The sequence below is a fragment of the Actinacidiphila sp. bgisy160 genome (assembly GCF_965342435.1).
In the GTDB taxonomy this organism is placed as follows: domain Bacteria; phylum Actinomycetota; class Actinomycetes; order Streptomycetales; family Streptomycetaceae; genus Actinacidiphila.
Genome location: NZ_CBDRCM010000006.1, coordinates 1 through 24,513, shown reverse-complemented (window position 1 = coordinate 24,513; position 24,513 = coordinate 1). Strand labels below are relative to the sequence as shown.

The window sequence follows — 24,513 nt, the reverse complement described above, 5'->3', positions numbered from 1 at the left end:
TGGTGCGCCGCGGGGGTGGTCCCGGGTGGTGCGGGGCGGTCAGCCCGAAGTGGGGCCCTGGGTGGCGGCCCGGGCTGCCGCCCAGGCGGCCGCGGGGCGGTCCTGGTCGAGCCAGTCGACCTCGCCCAGGCGGTCGGGGGTGAGCCAGCGCAGCTCGTCGTGGTCCTCCAGGGGCCGGGGCTCCCCGGACAGGATGCGGGCGGTCCACACCTGCAGGACGTAGCCGGGCTTCAGCGGCCATTCGCCGGGAACCCTCTCCAGCGCCTCGGCCTCCACGCCCAGTTCCTCGCGGAGCTCCCGGATCAGCGCCTGCGGCGCCGTCTCCCCGGGTTCGAGCTTCCCGCCGGGCAGTTCCCACCGCCCCGCCAGCTCCGGCGGCGCGCTGCGCCGCGCCGCGAGCAGCCTGCCCTGGTCGAGCACAGCGGCGCCGACCACCACCGTCACGTCACGCGTCGTCATGGGCGGCACCCTATCCGTGGCGGACCGGCCAGGGCGTGTCGTCACATGCCCGCCTGCCCCGCGGCGCCTGGCACGGCACCTGGCTGCGTTGTCGAATCGTCCGAGTAGCCCACTACGAGGACGACTCTCCGCCTTGCGATGCACCGCACCAGACACCGCGGGGCCCGCCCTCCGGGCGGCCGGCGCTCATGCGACGACACGCCTAGGACGCGCGCCGGTCGATCCGCTCGACGAGGTAGAGCTGCTTGTGGCCGCGCGCGTCGAGGGTGTCGGCGACGCGTTCGGCCTCCCGCCGGGTGGCGTAGCGGCCGACCCGGTAGCGGTTGCCGTTGTCGTCCTGGCGTATGACGACCCAGACCAGCTCACTCATCGGATCTCCTCCAGGTGCGCCACGTTGGCCCGGTCGTCGTCCTCACCGCTCGGGGCGCCGGCGAACCAGGCGTCGAGGATCTCCCGGAGCAGGGGCTCACTGGTCAGACGCAGGCTCAGGGCGAGGGCGTTGGCGTCGTTCCACTTGCGGGCGCCGTCCGCGGAGTACGCGTCGACGCAGAGCGCGGCGCGGACGCCGGGCACCTTGTTGGCGGCGATGGAGGCCCCCGTGCCCGTCCAGCAGCACACGACGGCCTGATCGGCGCGGCCCTCCGCGAGGTCCCGCGCGGCGCTCTCCGCGCTCCAGGCCCAGTCCTTGCGGTCGCCGGCGCGCAGGGCACCGTGGGTGCTCACGGTGTGCCCGCGGCGGCGCAGTTCGTCGACGACCAGCCGCGCGACCGGCTCGTCCATGTCCGAGGAAACGGCGATGCGCATATGCCGGAGCCTACGCCCGAACGTGACGCGCCGGACACGTTCGGGCAGCATTCGACACGATCGGGCCATGTTCGATTGGGAGTTGACTCAGAAAGGGCGCTTGTCCGCGCTCTCCGCGCATCGGCGTGCGCCCCGGCGCCGCCCGCCGTGGACCGCGCACCTCCCGCGCCGCATGACCACGCCGCCCACCAGCGCGCTCGCGGGCCCCCGGCGCGCGGGCGGGGTCACTTCACGGGCATCCGGTACGACACCCGGTAGCGGTCGGCCGGGATGACGATGTCCGCGGTCTCGACGGGCAGCCCGGAGGCGTAGTACGTCCTGCGGATCTCGATGACCACGTGCCCGGGCACCCCGCCCAGCACCGCGGTCTCCTCCGCCAGGCCCGGCCGCGCGCCGACGTCCTCGGCCACGTTGTCGACCACGATCTCGAGCGCGGCCATCCGCTCCACCACGCCCTGGCCGGCCAACGGGCCCTCCTCCGGCAGCAGGACGGGCGAGCGCCCGGTCACCGACAGCGGCTCCCAGGAGGTGGCGAGCATCATCGGCTCGCCCTCCGTCCGGTAGAGGTAGCGCGTGCGCATGACCCGGTCGCCGGGCTTGATGCCCAGCCGCTCGGCGATACGCGCGTTCGCCGAGTCCTGGAAGCTGCCGGCCTCCCAGGTGCCCTTGAAGCCCTCGTCGGCCTGCTCCTGCCGGAACGGCGTCGCCTGGCCGCTGCCCGGCCGGTAGCCCGTGCGCACGACCAGCCGCGGGTCGGGGCGTTCGCGCACGTACGTCCCCGAGCCGGAGCGGCCCTCGACGAAGCCCTCGGCCATCAGCACCTTGCGGGCTTCCAGGGCGACGGTGTCCGACACCCCGTACTCCGCCCGGATGCGGGCCTGCGAGGGCAGGCGGGTGTGCGGAGGGAGGCTGCCGTCGAGGATCTTCCGGCGGAGATCCTCGGCGACGCGCAGGTACGCGGGCTGCTCACCGAAAGGCACGTGCCCCTCCCTCGGGTTGACTGTGCGCAACAGCTTGACAACTCAGGGTTGCCACCCGCAAGCCTTCCGCAAGGCTTTACCCGTGTCGTGTCACCCGGGCAGCAGATCGAAGGCCGCGAGCACCACCCGGGCGTGCTGCTCCGCCTGGTGGCGCACCGGGATCCAGCGGGCCCGGTGCGCCGTCTCGTACGCCTCGCACCAGTCCGCCACCAGCCCCTCCAGCAGCTGCCGCACCGCCACCAGCGGAGCGGGTGCCTGTTCCACGGTACGGACCACCCGCAGCAGCATCGCGGCGGCGCGCAGCGGCAGTCGCTGCGCGTAGATCTCGACGCTGCTGACCCGGGCCCGGGTCATCGCGGGCAGCGGCGGCGCGGCCGCGGTGCGCAGGGCCGGGTCCCAGTCCGCGGCGAGCGCCGGGCCGACCGCGACGATCTCCCGCGCCGCGCGCAGCAACGGCCCGCCGTCCCCGGGCAGGTGCGGCCGCACCTGCCCGACGAGGCCGCCGACCAGCAGGCTGGACCGGCGCAGCGCCTCCCCCGCCGTGCGCAGCGCGCCGTCGGCGCCCGGATGCGGCGAGGTGTCGGCGGCGCGGTCGCACGCCCACATGGGCACCTCGGCGATCGCGGTGACGCCGCCGTACCGGTGGGCGTACGTCCACGTGGAGTTGGAGGCGTCCTCGCGCGGGCCGCCGGGCGGCGGCAGCACGTACACCCCCGGTCCGGGGCTCGGCCAGTGGAAGGCGTCGGAGGAACCCGCCTCCAGGGGGATGTCGAACTCGGCGGCGGACTTGGCGATCCGCTCCGCGAGCCGCGGGATGTCCCGGGTCACCTGGATGAAGGTGCCCCCCACGTCGATGCCGTGCAACGAGCACTGCAGCACCGGTCGCAGTTCGTCGATGACCCCGATCAGCGCGCGGGTCTCGGGCAGCGCCCCGTCCAGCGTGCCGTCGTCCGGCAGCCACTCGGGCTGCTCGGCGGCGCGCGGCCGGAAGAAGTGCCGGTAGTGGCCGAGCATGGTGAACCGGCCGTCGGGAACGGCCTCGTTGAGCCGCGCGCCGTCCGGGTCCGCGCAGAGCAGGAAGTGCCAGGCGGCGTCGGCGCCGTCGCGCAGCACGGGGTCGGCGGCGACCCGCCCGGCCAGCAGCAGCACGGTGGCGCCGCCGACCATCTCGTTGGCGTGCGGGCCGGCCACCACCAGGACGTTGCGCGACCCGTGCCCGACCGAGAGCAGCAGCAGCGGCTCCCCGGCCCGGGACAGACCCACCGTCCGCAGCCGGCAGACGTCGGGCCGGCGCAGCGCCAGTGCCCTGGCCGCCGCGGCGACCTCGTCCACGGTCGGATAGCGCTCGCCGACGGCGGTGTCCCCCGGAGATGTCATGCAGCCCCCCGCATCCGTCCCTACGGTCAGGTTCGGATTGTTCCAATCCGTACGGAGCGGGGGCTAGGCCCTGTCGTCAAAGTAGCTCCGGCCGACCGAAGGGCGGGCCCGGCGGTTCCCCCGGCTCCGCTGGGAGGCGGCCCCAGGTGCGGTGCGTCGCAAGACGGAGGGTCGTCCTCGTGGTGGGCTGCTCGGACGATTCGGCAACTCCTCCCGCGAAGGCCGGGGAGTGCCGTGTTACGGCAGGGCATCAAGCGCGTCAGGCGGCTGTCGGACCCGGCATGACGGAGGGGTACGACTGCTGACGCAGTCGTACCCCTCCTCCGCTCGGCGGGTGTCAGTGCCGGCGGGCGGCCTGACGGCGACGGGTCGCGAGGACCACACCGCCACCGGCGGCCAGCAGCACGGCCGCGGCGGCCGAGAGCATGCCCACGTTGCCGCTGCCGGTCTCGGCGAGGTCGCCCGAGCCGCCGTTGGGGGACTCGGAAGTCGCGGCCTCGACGGACTCGGAGGCCGAGGCGGACGCCGAAGCCGACGCCGAGGCCGACGCCGAGGCGGTGGCCGACGGGGTCTCGGTCGCGGCGGGGGTGGTCTCCTCGCCGCCGGCCGGGGTGGTCTCGTCACCGGCGGGGGTGGTCGGGGTGGAGTCGGCGGGGGTGTTCGGGACGGTCTGCGTGGTGCAGTCCTTCGTGCCGCCGTTCCACCAGGCGATCTTCTTGTCGCCGATGACCGCGTGGTTCGGGCCCTCGGGCAGGTCGCCGTGCTCGTAGCCGTCGTTGGCGTCCAGGACGCCGTCGTACTTCTTGTTGCCGTAGTACAGGTCGACCTGCGCGAAGCAGGTGACGTCCGGCACGGCGACGTCGAGCGTGTCGGTGCCCGTGCCGGTGGTGATCTTCACGGTGTCCCAGTCGTGGAACACCTGCTTGCCGGAGGTCTGGAAAGTGGCGCCGTGGGTGCGGTACGAGGCGAGGGACACGGTGCAGGACGAGGAGCCGTCCGCGACCCGGACCTTGACGTGGACCTTGCCGTCCTCGCCCGGCTTGAGGTTGACGTCGTCGACCTTGACCGACGGGTACCAGGCCGTGCCGTCGAGCGAGAACTCGCAGCGGTCGGTGGAGGTCTTGGTGCCGCCGCCCTGGCCGGGCTCGTAGCCGTGGTGGCCGCCGCGGTCCCAGCCCTTGCCGCCCGGGCAGTCGCCGGCCCAGGCGGAGGTGGCCCCCACGGCGGTGAGGGCGACGGCCGCGGCGCTCACGCCCAGCAGCCGTCCGACGGTGACACGTCGCGATATGGACATGCAGAACCCAATCTTGGCGTTGCGTGGCCCGGCGGGCGCGGCTGACGGCAGCTCTCCCCGTTCGTGAGCAGGCCGAGGCGTCACCGGGCGAGTGGTCGAAGTGCACACGGGGCTCATCGGCCCCAGCGGCACCACGCATCGTCGTGGCTCTGTCAATGGGCTGTCAACCTGGGGCGAGGCGAAGGCTCGTGGAGCGAGGTCTCGATCCGGCTCACCGCGGTCATGGCGCCGAAGGCCAGCACCCGCACCAGATCGGCGTCGTACGGGTCGGGATCGGCGATCCGCCAGGCCTCCGCGTCCGCCTCGGTGATCCGGTACGGGGCGAGGGCGGCGAGCAGCGCCAGCCGGGCGCCGGGGCGTTCGGCGGAAGGCACCGCGGCGAGTGGCGCGGCGGTGGGGTCGCCACCGAGTGGCGCGGGCGTGCCGTCCCAGGCGTCGACGGCGGCCACGACCGCCTCCCGGGCCGTGTCACCGAGCCGCCGTCCGCCCATGGCGGCGGCCCGCCGCAGCGCGGCGAAGGCGGTGCCCACCGGGGCGTTCGCGGCCCACTTGGGCGCGGGCCCCGCCGGGCCGCGCAGCAGTGGCAGGCTGGCCCCGGGCGGCAGCGGCCTGCGGACGGTACGGGCCAGGGCCCGGCCGCCGACGCTGCGTACCAGGCGCAGCCGTTGCAGCCCGCCGGGGAGCAGGTCCTCGGTCAGCAGGGCGGACACCATCCGGTTGACGAAGTGGAAAGCGAGCGCGGTGCCGACGAACTCCGGCGCGTCCCGCGGGCCGAAGGGGTGTGCCGCGGCCGCCGGCGCGCCGGGGGTCGCGGTCGCCCCGCCCCAGGCGAGCAGGGCGGCCTGGGCGGGGTCGCCCGGCGTGCCCCCGCGGGCGACCGTCTCGGCGAGGCGGTGGTCACCGGTGGCGTGCAGCAGGACGGTGTGCGCGTCCACGCAGAAGGGGCAGCGGTTCGCCGCCGACACCCCCAGGGCGACGAGCTCCTTGTCGGTACGCGGCACGCGCCCGGCGAGCAGCGACTCGCGCAGCACCGCCCAGGTCGCCGCCAGCAGGTCGGGGGCGGCCGACAGCGCGACGAAGGTGGGCGCGTGGCCGATGCCGAAGTCGCCCGCGAGCTGGGCGTAGACCTCGGCGGTCCGGCCGGTGGCCTCGCCGGGCGGCGCGGGAGTGGTGAGACGGAAGGGCGTGGCCATGGCCTGGCCTCCTCGCTGACGGCTCGTGGACGGTGGTGTCTCGACGGGTCGATCGTGGCCGACCGGGGGCCCTGCGGTCGTCGTCCGGGGGAAGGGGGCCGCCACTGCTGCCGGGGCCTTGGCCGCGGGCCGGACTACTCCGCCGGGAGTAGCCGCGGAGCCGTCTTCGGGGAGGAGGTGCCGCCCGGCGCGGCGGCGTAGGGTGCGGGCATGGGTGGCACGCTGATCGGGCGTCAGGAGTGGGCCGGGCTGCGGGGGTGGCGGGGTGTCGCCTTCGACGTGGTGATCGGCGCCGTCCTGGCCGTCGACGTCCTGCTGCTGCCGGGGGTGCCGCGCCCCTCCGGCGCCCTCGACCTGGCACTGGGCCTGGTGGGCGCGCTGGCGGTGGCCGGGAGCCGTCGCCGGCCGGCGACGGCGCTGCTGCTGTGCACCGGCTGCATGCTGGCGTACGCGCTGCGGGTGCACCCCGGTCCTTCGGCGGCGTTCCCGGTGCTGGTCGCGATCCACATGGCGGTCAGGGCGGGCGGGAAGCGGCTGCCGGTGCAGCTGTCGGCCCTGGCGTTCCTCACCGGCTACCTCGCCTCCGGGCAGCCCGCGCCGACGTTGGCGCAGTCCACCGCGCTGTTGCTCGGCTGGTTCCTGGCCTCGGTCGCCATGGCCGTGGTGGGCAGGCACCGACGGGCCTACCTGGAGCAGCTGGAGCGCCGGGCGCTGGACGCCGAACGCACCCGCGAGGAGGCGGCGTTGCGCCGGGCCGGCGAGGAGCGGCTCCGTATCGCACGGGAGTTGCACGACTCGCTCACCCACAGCATCTCGATCATCAAGCTGCAGGCCGGGGTCGCCGTCCACCTGGCCCGCAAGCGCGGCGATGAGGTGCCCGACGCGCTGCTGGCGATCCAGGAGGCGAGCGGAGAGGCGATGCGGGAGCTGCGCTCGACCCTGGAGGTGCTGCGCGGCACCGGCGGCGGCCACGGCCTGGACCGGATCGAGGATCTGGTGGTGCGCTCGCGCACGGCCGGGCTGCCGACCAGCGTCACGGTCACCGGGCGGGAACGGCCGCTGGGCGACGGGGTCGACCGGGCCGCGTACCGCATCGTGCAGGAGGCGCTGACCAACGTCACCCGGCACGCCGGGCCGGAGTCCCGGGCCACCGTCCGCATCGAGTACGGCGACCGGGAGCTGGTCGTCCAGGTCGACGACGACGGCACGGCGTCCCCCGGGGAGGGCCCGGTGCCCGGGGTCGGGCTGACCGGGATGCGGGAACGGGTGACCGCGCTCGGCGGACGGCTGCGCGCCGGGCCGCGGCCCCAGGGCGGCTTCTCCGTACGGGCCGAACTCCCCCTGGACGCCCTGCAGGCGGCCGACGGCAGGACGGCCGCCGGGCCGGCCGGGGCGCCGCTGGAGGAGGTGCGGTGATCCGCGTGCTGATCGCCGACGACCAGGCGCTGATGCGGGCCGGTTTCCGCGCGCTCCTCGACGCCGAGGAGGGCATCGAGGTGGTGGCCGAGGCGGGCGACGGGCAGCAGGCCGTCGAACTCGCCCGGCGGCACGTGCCCGACGTGGTGCTCCTCGACGTCCAGATGCCGGTGCTCGACGGGATCGGCGCGACCCGGCTGATCGCCGCCGATCCGCGGCTTGCCGGGGTGCACGTGGTCATCCTCACCAACTACGGCCTGGACGAGTACGTCTTCGACGCGCTGCGCGCCGGCGCCAGCGGCTTCCTGCTGAAGGACACCGAACCCGCCGACCTCGTCCAGGCCATCCATGTCGCCGAGCGCGGCGACGCCCTGCTCTCCCCCGCCATCACCCGCAGGCTGATCAGCGAGTTCGTCTCGCGGCCGCCCGACGCCACGCACGCCGCGGGCCTGGAGGCGCTGACCAACCGGGAGCGGGAGGTGCTCGCGCTCGTCGCGCGCGGGCTCAGCAACGACGAGGTCGCCGGGCGGATGGTCATCAGCCCGCTGACCGTCAAGACCCACGTCAGCCGGGCGATGACCAAACTGGGCGCCCGAGACCGTGCCCAACTGGTCGTCTACGCCTACGAGTCCGGGCTGATCACACCGAAGGGTTCGCCGCCGCGACCGTCGTGGCCAGCCCCAGCGCCTCCCGGGCCCTGACGGCCTCCTGGTGGCCGCTGTGGGCGTCCGCGGCCTCGTAGTGCTCGTAGTAGGCGTCCGCGTCCTTCGCCGCGGCGGCCTTGGCCCAGTGCGCGCGCGCCTTGCCGGCCTCCGCCACGAGCGCGGCGACCGGTTCCTCGGCGCCGGCCGGCCAGTCGTGGGCCTGGAGCGCACGGGCCTCGGTGGCGAGGGCGACCGTCACCTCGCCGGCCCACTTCCGGTATCCCTCGAGGTCGTCCTCGACGTACTCCTCCTCGGGCCCCTCGGCCATCGCCTCGTTGAGGGCGTTGGCCGCCTCAAGGTAGGCGGCCTGGTGCGCGTCGAGCGTGCTCGCGTCCTGCCGCAGCGTGCCCTTGAGCGTGCCCTTCTCCTTGCCGAACACGCAGGTCACCTCGCGGTCGCCGTGCTTCCAGGTCTTCCGGTCCGGGGCGTAGTAGTACACCTTGACGTCCCCCGGCACCGCCCAGCTGTCCATGGCGTAGGTGTCGGCCAGCCGTTGGCAGCGGTCCTCCACGCGGTCCTTGAGCTCCGCGTCGCCCGGGTAGGCCCGGGCCCCGGGCAGCCTGAAGACCCCGACGACCTCTCCGGCGTGGCGCCGCGCGCAGGGCACGGTGTCCATGTCGGCGGTCGGGGCCTCCAGGTCGCCGCCGGGGGTGTCGAAGCACTCGCCCCGGCGCAGCGAGAAGGCGCCGTCGTCCCGCGCCCCTTCCCTCACGCCCTCCTTGAAGCCCTCGACGAAGGCGGCGGCGCCGCCGGCGAGCACGAGCGCGCACAGCAGCGTGCCGACGGCGGACAGCACCAGCCCGGTCACGGCCATGCCCTTGCCGCGCGCGCCGGTCCGCTTGATCTGCATCAGCGCGATCGTCCCCAGCACGACGCCGACCACCGGCAGCACACACAGCAATCCGGTCACCAGCGCGGCGACGGCGAGCCCGTTCAGCGGTGCCCGCTGCGGCGCGGGCGGCAGCGCCGGCTGGAGGGGGTACGACGGATACGGCGGAGGCTGCACGGAACGGCTCCTCGGGGGACGGATGGGGTGGCGAACGGCCGCGCGAATATATCCCGGGCCGGGCCGCGCGCCGTCAGCGGCTGCCCTCTGGTCCCCGGCTCGACGCGCCGGCGTCCGTGGTGCGGCCGGAGGACGGATCGGCCGCGGCTCACCCCCGCCGGGACCGGACGGCGGTATCTGCGCCATGATGGACAACCACGGGACAGGCGGGGGCCATTGGGGCAGGGACATGCGCGTGATGTCACGGCGGGCAGCACTGGCCGCGGGAGCCGCTGCGCTGGCGACCGCCTGCACGTCCACCCGGCCGCAGGCCGGCCCGTCCAAGGTGCCCGAGGGCCCGGTGCGGACGGACACGGCCCCGCTGGAGCGGCGTTTCCCGCTGCTGGGGCCGCTCAGCGACGCCCACTGGCTGGGCTACGACCTGGTCGCCGGGAACGACGGGAGGTCGGTCCCCGGTCCCTCGGACATCCGGGTGGTCGGCGTCGCCGCCCTCGCCGCGGGCGGGGTCGCCGGGCTCACCGCCCACCGCGACTTCCGCCCGGCGCGCCTGCCGGTGTTCCCGGACCGGCTCGCCGCCCTCCTCCCGGCGGACGCGCGATGGGTGCGGAGCGACTCCTTCGACGCCGAGATCACCGCGGACCTCTACAGCGGCTCCTTCTTCCTGTCGAAGGCCCGGGGGCTGGTCTGCTTCGACAGCGTCAACCCGGTGGCCGCCGCCCCGTCCCCATAGGCCGGGACGGGGCGGGTCAGGACGTGCAGAGGGTCCGCTCCAGCACCTCGTTGATGGCCTTGGCCCGCGCCTCGGTGACCTGGTGGTCGGCGCTGCCGAAGCGTGACTGCGCGGCGGCCACGGCGTTGCCGCCGCCGGTGATGGTGGCGCACTGCTGACGGGCGTTGGCGACGGCCTTGTCCGCGTCGGCGGCCAGGGCCGGGTCGACGGCCTTGAGCGCGGCCAGGAGCGCCGCGCGCCTGGCCCCGGTCGGCTCCTCGGGGATGCCCTCGCTGATGTCCGGCACCTTCGACCCGGACGCCTCGACGGACGGCGTGGCGCCGCCTTCGGGCTTGCCGCCGGTGTCGTCGGTGCCGGAGCCGCAGGCGGGGACGGCGAGGAGCACGGCCGCGAGGAGCACTCCGGTGCTGAGGCGTGTACGCATGCCCGTCATGGTGGCCCGTGACGCCCCCGGCACTCGCCGGTGCGCGGTTTCCGTCGCCGTGCTGTGACCTACGAGCCGCTTGAAGCTTGGTCATGCGTTCCAGCAGCCCGGCCAGGATCGGCCGGACGAGCTCGAAGGCGGTGGAGCGGATCGGCGCGGCGGCCCCGCGTACACCCACCGACTACTGCCTGGCATGTACGCGTTCATGCGTTGGCTCCCGACGGTCGCTTACGGGTGTCCTGCGGACTGGTTGCGGACCGGAGGACTCCCTCACTCGTATGCCGTGGGCCTCCCGTCCGTCATACCGAGACGCGCCTGCTCCTCCTCGACAATCCGGCGGGCCAGTTCGGTGTCCGACACGTCGACCGCGTCCGGGGTGGCTTCGGCCACGGCGCTGCGGCGGGCGTAAGCATCGAACAGGCGGGTCTTCTCCTCCAGCATCTTCACCATGCGTTCGTCCACTCCCCCGACGGCGAGAAGACGATGCACGTGAACCGACCTGATCTGGCCCATGCGGTGGGCCCGGGCCGCGGCCTGGTGTTCGATGGTCGGCTTGATCTGCGGTTCGCAGATGATGACGACGGAGGCAGCCTGCATATTGAGGCCGACTCCGGCCGCCTGGATCTGTGCCAGGAGTACCGCTGGTCCCGAAACCCCGGCGAAGTCGTCGACAATCTGCTGCCGTCGCCCGGCCGGGACGCTGCCGGTGAGCGGACCAAGGATAGGGGTACCGGCAGTAGGACCCGCAGCGAGCGCCGCCTTCACCACGCCCAGCACGTCCTTGAAATTGGAGAAGACCACGGTCTTCTGCCCGTTCTCGCAGGCCTCCTGGACGATCTCGCGCAGCCGCTCCAGCTTGGCCGACTTCTCGGGGCGCATGTACGCGGCCCTGCGCATCGCCATGAAATTGCCTGCGCGCACGGCCTCACGGTACGCCTCCTCGTCCGTCGCGCTCAGCTCCCCCCACTCATCGGTCTGCTGAAGACTCGGGAGTTCCGTCAGCACGTCTTCCTGGTTGCGCCTCAGGTAGACCGGGGCGACGGCCTTGCGGAAGGCGACGGATCCTGCCAAGGCGTTCCGCTCGCCGAGGGAGTCCGCCACCCCACCATTGAGCATCTGGACCAAGTTGCGGAACTCCACCACCCGGTTCTCCATCGGGGTTCCGGTCATGAAGAGGCTGCGCTCACAACGCTCCGTCCACAGGGCGACCGACTGCGACCGTTTGGTCTTCGGGTTCTTCACGGAGTGCGCTTCGTCGACGACGAGCAGTCCGACCTCCCCGCGGCGCGGCGCCGGAAATCCGCGCAGTGCGTCGAACGTGGTCACCCCCACCCCGCCCCGTCCCTTCCAGTCGGCGAACGCGTAGTGCCGGTCGGGGCCGTGCAGCACCATGACACGAAGGGCGCTGCGGGCCTCGATCTCCCGAGTCCAGTTCACGAGAACGCTCGCCGGGCAGACGACCATGAAATGGCTCTGCCCCTCGGCGGCCAGGTGTGCCAGCACGGCAATCGCTTGGATGGTCTTCCCGAGACCCATCTCGTCGCCGAGTATCACCTTGCGCTGTGCAAGGACGAATCCCGCGCCGAACGCCTGGTAACCGCGAAGGGAGACCCGCCGGTGCGAGTCGTCGAGCCGTTGCGTCCGTACCCGCTCGGCGATCTCCTCCGGCAGGAACCCCTCGGCGGCTGCCGCGTCCGGCAGCCGCCCGGAGATCTCGGCGAGCAGGCTGTAGTACTCCGCGGAGCGGAGTTCGAAGTCCGCCCATGCCGCGATCTCGGACGAAGATCCACGCAGCAGGTCCACCGAGGCTTGGGCAAGCAGCTCAGGCAGGCCGGCCTGCTCTGCTTCGTCCACCAGTGAGCGGATCTCGGCAACCGACGCCAGAGCACGTGCCTTCTTCTCCCGGCCGGCCAGCAGCATCCTGAAACGCCCGGCGGCGGGCCTCGCGTCGACCAGCAACGGGCCGAGCCGTTGCGACAGGGCCGCTGCTCGGTCCACCGCGCGCCGGGCGTCCGGGCCGGCTTCCACCAGTACGTGCAGCGCCATGACGAGCGCGGTGGTGCTCGGCTCCGGCCGGTCCACGTCCATGTGCACCGCCACCGTCTCGTGCACCGCTTCGGAAAGGCGGCGAGCAGCGGCAAGGATCTGGTCGACAGTGCGCCGCCCGACACCGGGAATCTGCCGCAACCGATACGGGCCCGCTTCGAGAACACGGCCCACCGTGCCAAGGCCGTTCTTCTCGACGTTCCCCAGCCGCAGGCGTCCTTCGGTAACGTCCTGCAGCCGGGCGACGGGGATGGCGTCGAGCTCCCGCGTGACTGCAGCCTCGTGAATCGGCTTCAGCGCCGCCTGCACCGCCTCGACCGCCCTACCGTGGTCACCGGCCACTGCCTGCGCTGCCTCGTACAGTCGCGCTCCCCTCGCGACCGCGTCCCGCTCACCGCGCCCCACGCGTCCCGCCCCTCTCTCGCAGTCCCCGCATCCTCCCACCACCCACCCCGGCCCTGGACGGGGTGCCCGTCCAGTCCGGGCAAGATGCCGGTGTCCCATCGGACGGGGGCTCCCGGCCTGCGTTGCCGCAGGCCAGAGACCACCCTCTCGCGATCTCGGGGATGCGGAAGACCTGCGGCGCTTTTCACCGCCGAAAACTTACGACCACCGGTAGGATCGGCAGCATGAGCGGTAGCAGGAAGTACTCCATCAGTCTCCCCGAAGACCTCGCCGAGGCCGTACGCGCCCACGTCGGCCCGGGCGGTTTCTCCGCCTACGTCGCCGAGGCACTCGAACAGCGGGTCGCCATGGACAAGCTCCGGGAGATCGTCGTCGACTTCGAGACCGACAACGAAGCCCTCACCCGCGAGGAGGTCGAGGCCGCCCGGGCGCTGCTGCGCCACGACCACCGGCAGGCCGGCGGGGCCGCCGCCTGATGCCCGGCACCCTCCTGCTCGACAGCGAAGGACTCTCGAGGCTCTACCGCAAGGACCGCACCGTCGTGGCTCTGGTCCAGGCGGCGTCGGAGGAGGGCGTCCGCGTCGCCACCAGCGCCATGACCACGCTTGAGGCCGACTACGAGCGCATCCACCCGGCCCGCATCAAGTGGGTCCTCTCCCGCGTCGACGTTCAAGACGTCACCAAGGAGATCGCCGACCAGGCCGCCGCGCTCCTGCGCGCTCATCACCTCCATGGCCACGAGTACGCCATCGATGCCGCCTTCGCCGTCATCGCCCGCAACGCACCCCGGCCGGCCACCGTCCTCACGTCCGACCCCGAGGATCTGACACTCCTGTGCGGCCCTTCCGTGGAGGTCGTCAAGGTCTGAGACCGCGTCGCCGCCACGGCCGCCAGCCAAACGCTGTCACCGCATCGCGGGATCGAGGACTCACTGCGGACGCGACAGCTGTGCCCGACCCTCCAACAGGCGGATCGGGCACAGATATTGACATAGCGTCAGACGTTGAAGCGGAACGTTCAAGAAGTCGCACACTCCCCAGTATTTGCAAGGGTTCCTGCCGTCCACGAGGGTGCTGGGTCAGCACCAAGTCAGCACCGTGTCGGCCGGTCAGCACGTCACGCCGCCAGCTCGGTCGCCGACGCCTGGCGGGGAAGCCCGGGGCGCAGCGCCTGCTGCATCACATCCCGGCAGCGGTCCCACGCCTCCGGTACGAGGTGCCCATAGGTGTCGACAGTCGTCTTGATGTTGCGGTGCCCGAGCCAGCGGCTCACCTCGTGGATCGGCACGCCGTTCGCGAGCGCCGTGGAGGCGAAGAAGTGCCGCAGGGAGTGAGGCGTGTACTTCGACTTCCCGTCCGGCGTCAGCACGCCAGCCGCCTTCAGCGCCTTACCCCAGTGATGGCCGTACGTCGAGGCCGTGGGCATCTTGCCCTTGCCCCGCTCGCGAGGGGCGAAAAGCACCTCCAGGCCGTCGAGCTGCACAGTCCCCCAGCGTTTCAGGTGCAAGCCGATCTCTTGGTCGAGGAAGAGCGGCGTGGGGACGTCTCGAAACTCCTCGGGCGTCCGGTGCTTGAGCGGGACGAAGCGGGTGACACAGTCGCCCTGGTTCGCCTTGGCGCTGATCTGCCGGCGCAGCCGGAGGAAGCCGTCTCGCTGGCAGTCCACCGAAAAACCCAGCGCTTCGCTGATCCGCAGCCCAGCGCCAGCCTGGAGCCAGACGGTCAGCCGGTACTGGTCGGACATGGCAGCCGCGATGGCATACACCTCGGCGAGCGTCGGGATCTTATCCGGGTCGAGCGCGGCGCCCGCCGCCTTGAGTGGCGGTACATCGTCGCAGGGGTTGTCCGGTATGCGGCGCTGCTTCACGGCCGCCATCATCATGCTGCGCAGGATGTTCATGCGGTCGTTGATCGTGGCGGCGGTCAGTCCGCGGGCCGCCATGGCGGCCTGGAGCTTCTTCACGTCAGCGACGGTGAGGCCGGCGAGGTCCGGGAGCCCAACTCGGGTATCAGGTGGTTGGAGAGAAAGCCCTGGTAGTTACGCCGGGTGGACTCGTTCGCGGGGTGCTGCTTCAGCCACTCCTCGGCCCACCTGCGGAGCGAGACCTGGCCTAGCTGGTGATCGATGTAGACGCCCTCGCGCTTGTCGTTCTCCGCCTTGATGCCGAAGTTCTCGGCCTCCTTCTTCGTGGGGAACGAGCGCTCCCGCTGGCGCCCACTCCGCCCGCCGGGCTCCCGGTAGCGGACCGTCCACAGGTGCGCGCAGCGGGCCTTGTTCCGGCAGTCACACTTCTTCAGTACCTGCGCCACGCTTCATCCCCCTGAGTGTCTGCTCTGCCTTGTCCGTGAGCTGCCCGCCCGCCTTGCCTTCGACCTTGGTCAGGAAGCCCCGCTGCCGCGCGGCGCGCAGGTACCCCTTCACAGTGGCCGGATTCAAGTCGAATCCCACCGCCAGACGCTGCGCCGCAGCTCGCGGATGGCCGGCTCGACCGCGTCGACCGCCGATCCCTTCAACGGCCGCTGGTAGACCGGCGGCCGGTCGGTCGCCAGCGCCCGCTTCACCGTGTTCTTCGAAATCCCCAGATACCGGGCGATCGCCCGGATCGGCATCTGCTCGGCCCGGTGCAACCGACGGATCTCAGCCCAGTCCTCCACGCGGATCACCCTCTCCTCCTGACCCTCGATGAAGATCAGGATGATCAGAAGATCGCGAAGCGGGTCCCGTTTCATCCGCCGATCAGCGGTCAGTTTTCACCCGTCGCCGACACGGCCAAGGAGTCGCAGAAGCTGGCCCGCATGTGGCTGTTCCTGCATAACCAGCCGGGAGCACGCCGTGAGCTGATCACTCCGCCCAACGCCGCATAGAGAGGGAGCCCCGCCCTCTCCCCACGGGGTCGCTACCCGCTTCAACGAACGGGCCTCAGTTCCCCGACACGATCGCTGTCTGTCGCCTCGGGTGGGCTGCGGCTCTGCTGCAGGAACAGAGCCGCTCGCTCACGACATGCCACTCACATAACGGGACGATTGGAAGACGCGTACTCATCCGCAATGTTGAAGACGCTGGCACAGCGGGGGCATTCTGCATGGCCGAAGAGATGGGCGATACCGTCGGCGAGCACGGCTTCGCCATCGCCGACGGCAGTCTCATACATCCATCGACCGATGCCGGAGAGGCCCTCAGGGGACGCCGGCCGTAGTCCCCGTCGGTCCACGTCGCCCAGGTTCCAGTCCCGGATCGCTGAGTAGCGACCGTAACCGCCGATGGCGATCGTCACCTCGACAGCGCAGTGAGGGCAGGCGACCTGGTAGAAGTCATCCGAGAAGTCACCCAAGGCCGCACTCCAGTGGTACTGCTCTTCGACCGCGAGCAAGTCACGGAAGGTCGCGAAGTAGTCGTCCGGCCGCGACCGCAGGTGCCGATCCAGCAGCTCACGGAACTCCGCGATCGCGTCGGCGCAGCCCGCCAGCAGATCGTCGCACCCGTGGCCCCCTGCGGCGCACCGCACGATCGCCCCGGCCAGCCCGCGCGCCCGCGCGCTCCGCGACGCGAGACGCACCAGATGCGGCAGTGCGGCGAAACTCGCGGGGAACACCAGGTCGTGCTCGAGGACCAGCCGGTAACCCAGCTCGTCCCATGCCTCTGCGTCGTCCTCGCGCTCGACCCGCGCCAAGAGCTCGGGGACGCGATCAACATCCCCGTGACAGTCGTACATCTGCGCCCAGTCCACCACCTGAGCATTCAACCGTCCCGAAGCTGCCGGGGACGACTCCGCATCCATGAACGCCTCCGGCAGGACTCATCGACCTAGCTCCGCACTTCGCACGTCGCCGAAAAGGGACCCCGAGCAGCATCAGCAACCGGCCGGGCCGGCCGGGGCTCACAGCTCCGCGAGGACCTCCGCGACGGCGCGGCGTCCCAGTTCCGCCATGGCGGGGTTGGTGACGCGGTAGTAGTCGATGGCGCCCACGAAGGTGAGTGCCCAGCCCCGGCCGCGGGCCCAGGTCGCGTCGTCGAAGCCGACCGTCTCACGGAAGGCCGGCCGTGTCCGCGCGGAGAGCAGGGTCCACGCCGGCATGGCGTCGCACGCCGGGTCGCCCGTACCAGCGGTGCCGAAGTCGATCACGGCGCGGAGCCGTCCCGCGTCGACCAGGACGTTGCCGGGGATGAGGTCGCCGTGCGCCCAGCGGGGCGGGCCCTCCCACTCCGGCTGGGCGAGGGCCTCCTCCCAGGCGGCGAGGACGGCATCAGAGTCGATGACGTCCGCCGCCTTCGCGGTCGTCTCCCGGACGAACGGGTCCCAGTCATGCAGCGGCCCGCCACGGTAGCCCCTCGGCGCACCGGTGGTGTCGGCCGTGTTCAGCGCCGCGACGAACTCGCCGAGGTCCACGGCGAATCCGGGTTCGTCGCGGGTCTCTTCCGTAGGGTGCGCCCCGTCGATCCAGCGGCCGACCGCCCAGGGAAAGGGGTATCCCTCTCCCGGCTGTCCCTGGGCGATCGGTTCGGGTACGGCGGTGGGCAGGCCGGGGGCGAGCCGTGGCAGCCAGTCGTGCTCGAACGCGACCTGCTCGACGGCGTCCTTGATCCGGGGCAGGCGGACCACCAGCTCGTTGCCGACCCGGTAGATGGCGTTGCTGGTGCCCGCCGAGAGTACGGCCTCGATATGCAGGTCCGCCCATCGCGGGAACTGCCGGACCAGCAGCCGCCGCACCAGCGCGGCGTCGGTCCGTACCTCGTTCTCATGCATCACCACCAGGGACCCTAGCACCTAGCCCTAGCGTCGAGCGAAGGGCAGACTCTCCATTCCCATACACTCGGGCCGCCGACGGATACAGCCCCGACACTGCTCTGGCCTGCGGATACAAAACCCCTATCAAGTCATCGGCTGAGGGCCAGAGCGGGTCTGGAACCGTGGCGGAATCTGCGCTGCTAAGACGAGGCGGTCGGGGAGGGGGGACTTCAGGGGTCATACCCCACCCCCTCCGCTCTCTTCCTGCTCTTCGCCGTCGCCTCTACGATCCGCGCATGATCAAGCTGTCCCCTCTGTTGGATCTGTGGCGGGAGCGGCTCGACGCCGGGGACCTTGAGGGCGCCGAATCTGTGTTCCGACAGGCCGCTGAGGCCAACAGCGGCCCCACCCATGCCCACTTGGCACGGACGCTGGAGCAGGCTGGGACCAAGAAGGCGCCGAAGCCCTCTACGGACACGCCGCCGACGCTGGCCACATCCGCTCACTGTTGGGCCACGGAAGGTGGCAGTACGGGCTGGACCCGACCGGTTCACCTTCATCTCCGTGGATCTCGGAATAGGGGCAGCAGTTCGACCACAGGGGATCCGTGATGGCTCACTCGGTCCGCACCACCAACGCGAACGACGTGCACACGCGTCGGAAGCTCACGTGTCCCGTACGGCCTGTGTGGCTCATGCACTCGACGTCCACGGCCGCACCGTCCGTTGACGGCTGCGCCGACCATCCGCACGGGTAGGTCAGACACTCCGCCTCGAACGTCACGTCTGTGCCCGGGTGCTGGGTGATCCGGTGCTCCGCGAACCGCAGCACAGCCCGCGTCATCACCGACCTCCGTGCACCGAGTGCAGGTGCGCCCGCAGGGACACGTTCACGTCCGACGCCTTCGAGTGGTCTCCCGTCGAGACGGCGTTGACTCGCCGCACCGCGAGGTCGAGACAGTCCCGGCACCCGGAGACAGGTTCCGGTCGGACCGTCGGCAACGGCAGGTGAACCGGCCCGGACATGGTGGTCTGCTCTCTGCGCATGCTGTCCGCCTTCCCACGCGTTCTTCCGTGGCACGGAATCCTTGCCGGGGGCAGCGGTGGAATCACGCTTCAGTCGCGATGTGGACTAAAGCTCACGGGCGGAAGGCGGCCGCCCACTCGGCCAGCCTGTCTTGCGCTGCTTGCCCGAACAGCGCGCGGTCGTCGTAGCCGGAGAATTCGTCGAGGTACATCCGGACGTCCCTCGGGTCGCGGAAGACCATCACTCCCGTTGTCGTCTCGACCGTCGCGAGCGCTTCGTCGTAGACGGTAAAGGTGTTCAACGGGCACCCCGGCAGACGGGTGCCCATGGGCAGAACGCCGAGGCGCACGTGGGGCAGTCGAGCGAGGGAAGCCAGCCGGTCGAGCTGTACGGCCATGGCGTCGGCGGAGACGAACGGGGAGCGTGCGGCCTGCTCGGTGACCAGGAAGGTGAACCGCTTCCGACGGTCGTACAGGACTTCCTGCCGCTCCAGCTTCTTCGCCACGGTCTTGCTGTGGTCGCCGGGGATGTGGGCGAGGCTGGCCCGGATGTACTCCGGAGTGGAGAGCAGGGCGGTGAGCATCGAGAGCAGGAAGAACCGGAAGTCGGTCGAGGCCGCTTCGAGTCCGGCCAACTCCAGTTGCTTCTTGTCCAGGCCCTTCCGGCGCATCGAGCGTGCGTCCTGCCACTCGGTGGCTGCGATGCGGGCCAGCGCGGAGACCTCTGCCACCAGGACCGGCGGAGCCTCCAAGGCCCTGAGGATGCGCTCTACGTCCACCAGGGACGGGCGCACCTTCCCGTTCTCGATGCGGCTCACCTTGGACTGCGACATGTTGCAACGCGCGGCAAGCCGGTTCCCGGAGAGACCAGCCTGTTTCCGCAGGTTGCGCAGCATCGCGGCGAGTTCTCGGGAAGACTGCCCCAGCTGCCCGGGCTCGACCGTCACTCGGCTACGTACTCCAGGAACGGGACCGACTCCGCGAGGGCGATGCGCTGGTATTCGAGGAATGGGGCAGGATCGCCCTTGTACAGCTCACGTTCGGTTTGCGTGCCGTCTGCCTCGTACTTCATGAGGACGATCGTGGAGCGGTCGAACATCCAGAAGTCGTCGATGTCGGCGAGCGGGTTCTCGCGCTCCGTCACATCGAGGATGCGGATGTCCTCGCCGACAGGTGCCTGATGGCGGTAGTACCGCTCGAACTCGAAGCGGAGGTAGTCCGAGAGCGGGCGCGTCACGATGTGCACGCGGCCGATCGTGCCGCCCGTCTCCTTGTGCTTGCGGATCAGGGCCGTCCAGTCGTCCTCGTACGGGCCGGGGAACCGCTCCCCCGCGAGGAACCGGGCGAGCTCGTCGGCTTCCTGTGGCACCCGGTAGACGGGCCGTGTCTCCAGCCGCCACGCCTCCTTTCGGAAGTCGCGGAACTGCGCCTGCCACGCCTCACCAGCCAAGAGCACGGACGGCCTCCCTCAACACGCTCTCCGGAATCTCCACCAGGCCCTCGCCCTGCGGGGGCGCGAAGCCGTCGAACAGGTCGCCCTGCACGACGAACGTCCCCTTCTCGGTGCGGTATACGTTCGGGCAGTCGCCCTGCCCGCACTCTCCGTTCCCGTTGCCTGTCAGTCGGGTCAGCCCGGCACGTTCGGACATGCGCAACCCCCTGGTCTCCGGCCCCAGCGGAGCCGCCCACAACGACCGTAGGGGCGTCATGCACGACCGTCTATGCGGTCTCGCGACTATGCGCGTTCTTGCATAAAGAGAGGTCGCAAGAGACCCGTGCAGGGACGCCCTGGCACCCCTGGGGCTCCCGTTTCCGTAGCCGCCTACGGAAACCGGAAGAACACCAGGTCAGTGACGGTACGGGCACCGCCAGAGAGTCAGCACCAAGTCAGCACGCTCCCCAGAAAAGGCCGGAATCAGGCAGAGAAAACAAGAAGGGGCCAGACCTTGCGATCTGGCCCCTGACCTGGGGCTTCTTCCCTCTGACCTGTCGAAGGATCAGCCGTCACACGTTGAAGCGGAACTCCACCACGTCGCCGTCCTGCATGACGTAGTCCTTGCCCTCCATGCGGGCCTTGCCCTTCGCCCGGGCCTCGGGGATGGAGCCGGCCTCGACCAGGTCGCCGAAGGAGACGATCTCCGCCTTGATGAAGCCCTTCTGGAAGTCGGTGTGGATGACACCGGCGGCCTCGGGGGCGGTGGCGCCCTTCTTGATCGTCCAGGCGCGGGCCTCCTTGGGGCCCGCGGTCAGGTACGTCTGCAGGCCGAGGGTGTCGAAGCCGACCCGGGCGAGGGTGGCCAGGCCCGGCTCGTCCTGGCCCATGGACTGCAGCAGTTCCAGGGCCTCGTCGTCCTCGAGCTCGATCAGCTCGGACTCGATCTTGGCGTTGAGGAAGATCGCCTCGGCCGGGGCGACCAGGGCGCGCTGCTCGGTCTTGAAGGCCTCGTCGGTCAGCTCGTCCTCGTCGACGTTGAAGACGTACAGGAAGGGCTTGGTGGTCAGCAGGTGCAGCTCGTGCAGCAGCCGGCCCTTCTCCGTGCCGGCGGTGATGCCGGCGGAGAACAGGGTGCGGCCTTCCTCGAGGATCTGCTGCGCCTCCTGGACGGCGGCGAGCACCGGCGCCTTGTCCTTCTGGAGGCGGGCCTCCTTGGTCAGCCGCGGCACGACCTTCTCGATGGTCTGCAGGTCGGCGAGGATCAGCTCGGTGTTGATCGTCTCGATGTCCTCCTTGGGGGACACCTTGCCGTCGACGTGGACCACGTCCGGGTCGACGAAGGCCCGGATGACCTGGCAGATCGCGTCGGACTCGCGGATGTTCGCGAGGAACTTGTTGCCCAGGCCCGCACCCTCGCTGGCGCCGCGGACGATGCCGGCGATGTCCACGAAGTCCACCGTCGCCGGGAGCTTGCGCTGCGAGCCGAAGATCTCGGCGAGCTTGTCCAGGCGCGGGTCGGGGACGCCGACCACGCCGACGTTGGGCTCGATCGTGGCGAACGGGTAGTTGGCCGCCAGCACGTCGTTCTTGGTCAGGGCGTTGAACAGGGTCGACTTGCCGACATTCGGCAGGCCGACGATTCCGATCGTGAGCGACACGTGACGACTTCCCGTAGCGAGATGTGGGTGAAATGGGCCGCCCCGCCCGGGCGGGGCGACCGGCGGACCGATCCACCAGTCTACGGAACGCACCGGCCCCCGGAGGGCCCGCGCCCCGAGCGGCCCCCTGAGGCACTGAAAAGTCGTGTCCTGCCCCTGTTTTCCCCCTCCTCGGCCCCTACGTTGGGTGCGTGGAGCAACACAGTGCGCGCACACCCCACAAGAAGAGCGGTGCACCCACCGCCGCCTCCCCGCTGCCGCGGCCGGTACGCCCGCAGCGCCGCCCGCAGGGCGCGACGGCCGTCCGGGGCGGTCTGCCCCGGGGGCCGCTGCTGCTGCGGGCGGCCCGGCTGCGGCGGACGGAGCCCCGGCTGACCGGACTGGGCACCTTCGTCTTCATCACGCTCACCGCGCTCGCCGGCGGGGCCGCGGACTCGCTGATCACGGGCGAGCCCGGCACCCTCTTCGGGGTCGTCTTCCTGCTGGCCTGCCTCGCTGCCGCGGGGTTCGTACGGCCGTACGACCTGTCGGCGGCGCCGGTCAGCGCGCCCATCGCCTTCACCCTCGCGCTGGCCGTGACGGCCGACGGCGAGGGCGGGGGCTTCACGGGCCATCTGATGGGCCTGCTGACCGGGCTCGCCACCCAGACGGGCTGGCTGTACGGGGGCACGGTCGGCGCCGCGGTGATCGCGGCCGCGCGGAAGGTGGCCTATGTGATGCGTGAACGGCGCCGCTGAGCGCCCGCCGTCCCCCGGCCACGTCCCGCCGGCCGCCGCGGTCAGGAGCGGACCGCGGCCGCCGCCATGCCCGCGCCGACGATGCCCGCGTTGTTCTGCAGCGCGGCCGGCACGATCTCGGCCCTGATGCCGGTCAGGAGCGGGAGGAACTTGTCGGCCTTGCGGCTGACGCCGCCGCCGAGGATGAACAGCTCGGGCGAGAACAGCATCTCGACGTGGGCGAGGTACTTGTGCAGGCGCTTCGCCCAGTGCTCCCAGGTGAGGCCCTCGTCCTCCTTGGCCTTGGTGGAGGCCTTCGTCTCGGCGTCGTGGCCGTGCAGTTCGAGGTGGCCCAGCTCCGTGTTGGGCAGCAGGTTGCCGTCGATGAAGACGGCGCTGCCGATGCCGGTGCCGAGGGTGAGCACGATGACCGTGCCCTTGCGGCCGCGGCCCGCCCCGTACTCCATCTCGGCCATGCCCGCAGCGTCCGCGTCATTGAGCAGGGTCACCGCGCAGCCGACCTTCTGGGACAGGAGCCCGGCGGCGTCCATGTCGATCCAGCCCTTGTCGACGTTGGCCGCCGTGCGTGTCATGCCGTGCGTGACCACTCCGGGGAACGTGGCCCCGACGGGGCCCGTCCACCCGAAGTGGTCGACGACCTGTTTCACGCTTGCCGCGACGGCGTCGGGGGTCGCGGGGTGGGGGGTGAGCACTTTGAAGCGCTCCTCCGCCAGGTCACCACGCCCGAGGTCGACCGGGGCACCCTTGATGCCCGATCCGCCGATGTCCACACCGAAAACGCTCATGCCCCAACGCTACGACGTGGCATGGTCGGTCACCCCTCGGAGGTGCCGCCCCGCATCAGTTCGGCGGCCTCGGCGCGCAGGTCCCGGCGGAGCTCCTTGGGCAGCGAGAAGGTGATCGACTCCTCGGCGGCCTTGACGATCTCCACGTCCTCGAAGCCGCGGGCGGCCAGCCACTCCAGTACCTGTTCGACGAGCACCTCGGGCACGGAGGCGCCGGAGGTGACACCCACCGTGGAGACGCCCTCCAGCCACGCCTCGTCGATCTCGTCGGCGAAGTCCACCAGGTAGGACGCGCGGGCCCCGGCCAGCTTGGCGACCTCGACCAGGCGCACGGAGTTGGAGGAGTTGCGCGAGCCGACGACGATGACCAGTTCGGCCTCGGCGCCCATCTGCTTCACGGCGAGCTGGCGGTTCTGCGTGGCGTAGCAGATGTCGTCGCTCGGCGGCGAGACCAGCAGCGGGAACTTCTCCTTGAGCGCGTCGACCGTCTCCATGGTCTCGTCCACGGAGAGGGTGGTCTGGGAGAGCCAGACGACCTTGGAGGGGTCGCGGACCTCGACCTTCTCGACGTCGCCGGGGCCGTCGACCAGGGTGATGTGGTCGGGGGCCTCGCCGGAGGTGCCGATGACCTCCTCGTGGCCCTCGTGGCCGATCAGGAGGATGTCGTAGTCCTCATTGGCGAACCGCACGGCCTCCTTGTGGACCTTGGTGACCAGCGGGCAGGTCGCGTCGATCGTGGCGAGCCGGCCCCTGGCGGCCTCCTCGTGGACGACCGGGGCGACGCCGTGGGCGGAGAACATCACGATCGACCCCGGCGGCACCTCCTCCGTCCGCTCGACGAAGATCGCGCCCTTCCGTTCCAGGGTCTGCACGACGTACTTGTTGTGGACGATCTCGTGGCGGACGTACACGGGGGCCCCGTACTGCTCCAGGGCCTTCTCGACGGCGATCACGGCACGGTCCACACCCGCGCAGTAGCCTCGCGGGGCGGCGAGCAGGACGCGGCGGGAAGTCGTAGCGGTCATGTGCCCATCGTACGGGGCCCGGACGGCGCCCCACCGCTGACCCGGGTGCTCCGGGCGGGGGTGCGGGGGCGGTGCCGGAGCGTCCCGGGGCGCACGGGGCACGGTGCTCAGCGACGGCGCCGCGCACCCCGTGCGGCGCGGCGGGCGGCGACCGCCCACCCGGTCACGAGGGCGGCGCCCGCCAGGGGCAGGCAGCTGAAGCAGCCGCAGCCGGGGCCGTAGCGGCCGACGCGGAACCCGGCCTGGACGCGGGGCGGGCGTTCGGACGGGGGGCAGCCGTGCCG

27 protein-coding genes and 1 pseudogene are annotated in these 24,513 nt (G+C 71.5%); 6 read left to right on the top strand and 22 right to left on the bottom strand.

Annotation, left to right across the window (positions count from 1 at the left end):
- Positions 1–39 precede the first annotated feature (39 nt).
- The 7 genes from ACRWNP_RS07830 to ACRWNP_RS07800 all read right to left on the bottom strand — a co-directional run bounded on the left by ACRWNP_RS07830 (position 40) and on the right by ACRWNP_RS07800 (position 6,107).
- On the bottom strand, positions 40–459 hold the full coding sequence (locus ACRWNP_RS07830; protein WP_431960283.1) for a (deoxy)nucleoside triphosphate pyrophosphohydrolase: 420 nt from the start codon (positions 457–459) through the stop codon (positions 40–42).
- 202 nt (positions 460–661) lie between these two features.
- Positions 662–829, bottom strand: a complete 168-nt coding sequence (locus ACRWNP_RS07825; protein ID WP_431960282.1) for an SPOR domain-containing protein — start codon at positions 827–829, stop codon at positions 662–664.
- Positions 826–1,263 carry an RpiB/LacA/LacB family sugar-phosphate isomerase gene (locus tag ACRWNP_RS07820; protein WP_431960281.1) on the bottom strand — a complete coding sequence of 146 codons (438 nt, stop codon included), beginning with the start codon at positions 1,261–1,263 and terminating at the stop codon, positions 826–828. Before ACRWNP_RS07820 ends, ACRWNP_RS07825 begins: the two co-directional genes overlap by 4 nt.
- A 224-nt stretch (positions 1,264–1,487) precedes the next feature.
- Positions 1,488–2,243 carry a GntR family transcriptional regulator gene (locus tag ACRWNP_RS07815; RefSeq protein WP_431960280.1) on the bottom strand — a complete coding sequence of 252 codons (756 nt, stop codon included), beginning with the start codon at positions 2,241–2,243 and terminating at the stop codon, positions 1,488–1,490.
- 90 nt (positions 2,244–2,333) lie between these two features.
- Entirely contained in the window at positions 2,334–3,620 is a 1,287-nt protein-coding gene (locus ACRWNP_RS07810) for a M14 family zinc carboxypeptidase (RefSeq protein ID WP_431960279.1), read from the bottom strand.
- Positions 3,621–3,957: 337 nt separating this feature from the next.
- Positions 3,958–4,914 (bottom strand): hypothetical protein, encoded by a 957-nt coding sequence (locus tag ACRWNP_RS07805; protein ID WP_431960278.1) that lies wholly within the window; start codon positions 4,912–4,914, stop codon positions 3,958–3,960.
- Positions 4,915–5,066: 152 nt separating this feature from the next.
- Positions 5,067–6,107 (bottom strand): carboxymuconolactone decarboxylase family protein, encoded by a 1,041-nt coding sequence (locus tag ACRWNP_RS07800; RefSeq protein ID WP_431960277.1) that lies wholly within the window; start codon positions 6,105–6,107, stop codon positions 5,067–5,069.
- A 210-nt stretch (positions 6,108–6,317) separates the two neighbouring features.
- On the opposite strand from ACRWNP_RS07800, the gene ACRWNP_RS07795 reads away from it, so the two are divergent.
- Both ACRWNP_RS07795 and ACRWNP_RS07790 read left to right on the top strand, forming a co-directional pair.
- Positions 6,318–7,523 (top strand): sensor histidine kinase, encoded by a 1,206-nt coding sequence (locus ACRWNP_RS07795; RefSeq protein WP_431960276.1) that lies wholly within the window; start codon positions 6,318–6,320, stop codon positions 7,521–7,523.
- Positions 7,520–8,224 carry a response regulator gene (locus ACRWNP_RS07790; protein WP_431960275.1) on the top strand — a complete coding sequence of 235 codons (705 nt, stop codon included), beginning with the start codon at positions 7,520–7,522 and terminating at the stop codon, positions 8,222–8,224. The genes ACRWNP_RS07795 and ACRWNP_RS07790 overlap by 4 nt, the downstream gene beginning before the upstream one ends.
- Here ACRWNP_RS07790 and ACRWNP_RS07785 read toward each other — a convergent pair.
- Positions 8,163–9,233, bottom strand: a complete 1,071-nt coding sequence (locus tag ACRWNP_RS07785) for a DUF4190 domain-containing protein (RefSeq protein ID WP_431960274.1) — start codon at positions 9,231–9,233, stop codon at positions 8,163–8,165. The genes ACRWNP_RS07790 and ACRWNP_RS07785 overlap by 62 nt on opposite strands.
- Positions 9,234–9,471: 238 nt before the next feature.
- Between ACRWNP_RS07785 and ACRWNP_RS07780 the strand changes: the two genes are divergently transcribed.
- Positions 9,472–9,963: a hypothetical protein gene (locus ACRWNP_RS07780; protein WP_431960273.1), complete on the top strand. Its 492-nt coding sequence runs from the start codon at positions 9,472–9,474 to the stop codon at positions 9,961–9,963.
- 16 nt (positions 9,964–9,979) lie between these two features.
- Here the strand turns inward: ACRWNP_RS07780 and ACRWNP_RS07775 are convergent, their stop codons facing one another.
- The gene (locus tag ACRWNP_RS07775; protein WP_431960272.1) at positions 9,980–10,387 is read right to left on the bottom strand and encodes a hypothetical protein; all 408 of its coding nucleotides are present in this window, start codon (positions 10,385–10,387) and stop codon (positions 9,980–9,982) included.
- Between the two features lie 270 nt (positions 10,388–10,657).
- Complete coding sequence (locus tag ACRWNP_RS07770) at positions 10,658–12,838, bottom strand: DEAD/DEAH box helicase (RefSeq protein ID WP_431960271.1); 2,181 nt, start codon at positions 12,836–12,838, stop codon at positions 10,658–10,660.
- Positions 12,839–13,062: 224 nt separating this feature from the next.
- On the opposite strand from ACRWNP_RS07770, the gene ACRWNP_RS07765 reads away from it, so the two are divergent.
- Positions 13,063–13,314: a hypothetical protein gene (locus ACRWNP_RS07765; RefSeq protein ID WP_156692568.1), complete on the top strand. Its 252-nt coding sequence runs from the start codon at positions 13,063–13,065 to the stop codon at positions 13,312–13,314.
- Entirely contained in the window at positions 13,314–13,706 is a 393-nt protein-coding gene (locus ACRWNP_RS07760; RefSeq protein ID WP_431960270.1) for a DNA-binding protein, read from the top strand. Before ACRWNP_RS07765 ends, ACRWNP_RS07760 begins: the two co-directional genes overlap by 1 nt.
- A gap of 248 nt (positions 13,707–13,954) precedes the next feature.
- Here ACRWNP_RS07760 and ACRWNP_RS07755 read toward each other — a convergent pair whose 3' ends face one another.
- The 10 genes and pseudogenes from ACRWNP_RS07755 to ychF form a co-directional block, all read right to left on the bottom strand.
- Positions 13,955–14,800, bottom strand: coding sequence for a tyrosine-type recombinase/integrase (locus ACRWNP_RS07755; RefSeq protein WP_431960269.1), 846 nt, complete (start codon positions 14,798–14,800; stop codon positions 13,955–13,957).
- A complete protein-coding gene (locus tag ACRWNP_RS07750) occupies positions 14,797–15,147 on the bottom strand; it encodes a hypothetical protein (RefSeq protein WP_431960268.1) in 351 nt (116 codons plus the stop codon). The genes ACRWNP_RS07755 and ACRWNP_RS07750 overlap by 4 nt, the downstream gene beginning before the upstream one ends.
- The gene (locus ACRWNP_RS07745; protein WP_431960267.1) at positions 15,122–15,286 is read right to left on the bottom strand and encodes a hypothetical protein; all 165 of its coding nucleotides are present in this window, start codon (positions 15,284–15,286) and stop codon (positions 15,122–15,124) included. The genes ACRWNP_RS07750 and ACRWNP_RS07745 overlap by 26 nt, the downstream gene beginning before the upstream one ends.
- A gap of 17 nt (positions 15,287–15,303) precedes the next feature.
- A pseudogene (locus ACRWNP_RS07740) lies at positions 15,304–15,501 on the bottom strand (helix-turn-helix domain-containing protein); the annotation flags it as partial.
- 344 nt (positions 15,502–15,845) lie between these two features.
- Positions 15,846–16,565, bottom strand: coding sequence for a hypothetical protein (locus tag ACRWNP_RS07735; RefSeq protein ID WP_431960266.1), 720 nt, complete (start codon positions 16,563–16,565; stop codon positions 15,846–15,848).
- A 150-nt stretch (positions 16,566–16,715) separates the two neighbouring features.
- Positions 16,716–17,585 carry an aminoglycoside phosphotransferase family protein gene (locus ACRWNP_RS07730; protein ID WP_431960265.1) on the bottom strand — a complete coding sequence of 290 codons (870 nt, stop codon included), beginning with the start codon at positions 17,583–17,585 and terminating at the stop codon, positions 16,716–16,718.
- Between the two features lie 1,117 nt (positions 17,586–18,702).
- Positions 18,703–19,536 (bottom strand): helix-turn-helix domain-containing protein, encoded by an 834-nt coding sequence (locus tag ACRWNP_RS07725; protein WP_431960264.1) that lies wholly within the window; start codon positions 19,534–19,536, stop codon positions 18,703–18,705.
- The gene (locus tag ACRWNP_RS07720) at positions 19,533–20,045 is read right to left on the bottom strand and encodes a DUF6879 family protein (protein WP_426549301.1); all 513 of its coding nucleotides are present in this window, start codon (positions 20,043–20,045) and stop codon (positions 19,533–19,535) included. The genes ACRWNP_RS07725 and ACRWNP_RS07720 overlap by 4 nt, the downstream gene beginning before the upstream one ends.
- Positions 20,029–20,238, bottom strand: coding sequence for a hypothetical protein (locus ACRWNP_RS07715; protein ID WP_079108494.1), 210 nt, complete (start codon positions 20,236–20,238; stop codon positions 20,029–20,031). The genes ACRWNP_RS07720 and ACRWNP_RS07715 overlap by 17 nt, the downstream gene beginning before the upstream one ends.
- 355 nt (positions 20,239–20,593) lie before the next feature.
- Positions 20,594–21,682 carry a redox-regulated ATPase YchF gene (ychF, locus tag ACRWNP_RS07710; RefSeq protein WP_431960263.1) on the bottom strand — a complete coding sequence of 363 codons (1,089 nt, stop codon included), beginning with the start codon at positions 21,680–21,682 and terminating at the stop codon, positions 20,594–20,596.
- A 191-nt stretch (positions 21,683–21,873) separates the two neighbouring features.
- On the opposite strand from ychF, the gene ACRWNP_RS07705 reads away from it, so the two are divergent.
- Positions 21,874–22,419 carry a DUF6542 domain-containing protein gene (locus ACRWNP_RS07705; protein WP_431960261.1) on the top strand — a complete coding sequence of 182 codons (546 nt, stop codon included), beginning with the start codon at positions 21,874–21,876 and terminating at the stop codon, positions 22,417–22,419.
- Between the two features lie 41 nt (positions 22,420–22,460).
- On the opposite strand, the gene ppgK is transcribed toward ACRWNP_RS07705, so the two are convergent.
- Positions 22,461–23,204 (bottom strand): polyphosphate--glucose phosphotransferase, encoded by a 744-nt coding sequence (gene ppgK, locus ACRWNP_RS07700; protein ID WP_431960260.1) that lies wholly within the window; start codon positions 23,202–23,204, stop codon positions 22,461–22,463.
- A 29-nt stretch (positions 23,205–23,233) separates the two neighbouring features.
- A complete protein-coding gene (locus ACRWNP_RS07695) occupies positions 23,234–24,229 on the bottom strand; it encodes a 4-hydroxy-3-methylbut-2-enyl diphosphate reductase (RefSeq protein WP_431960259.1) in 996 nt (331 codons plus the stop codon).
- Positions 24,230–24,513 lie beyond the last annotated feature (284 nt).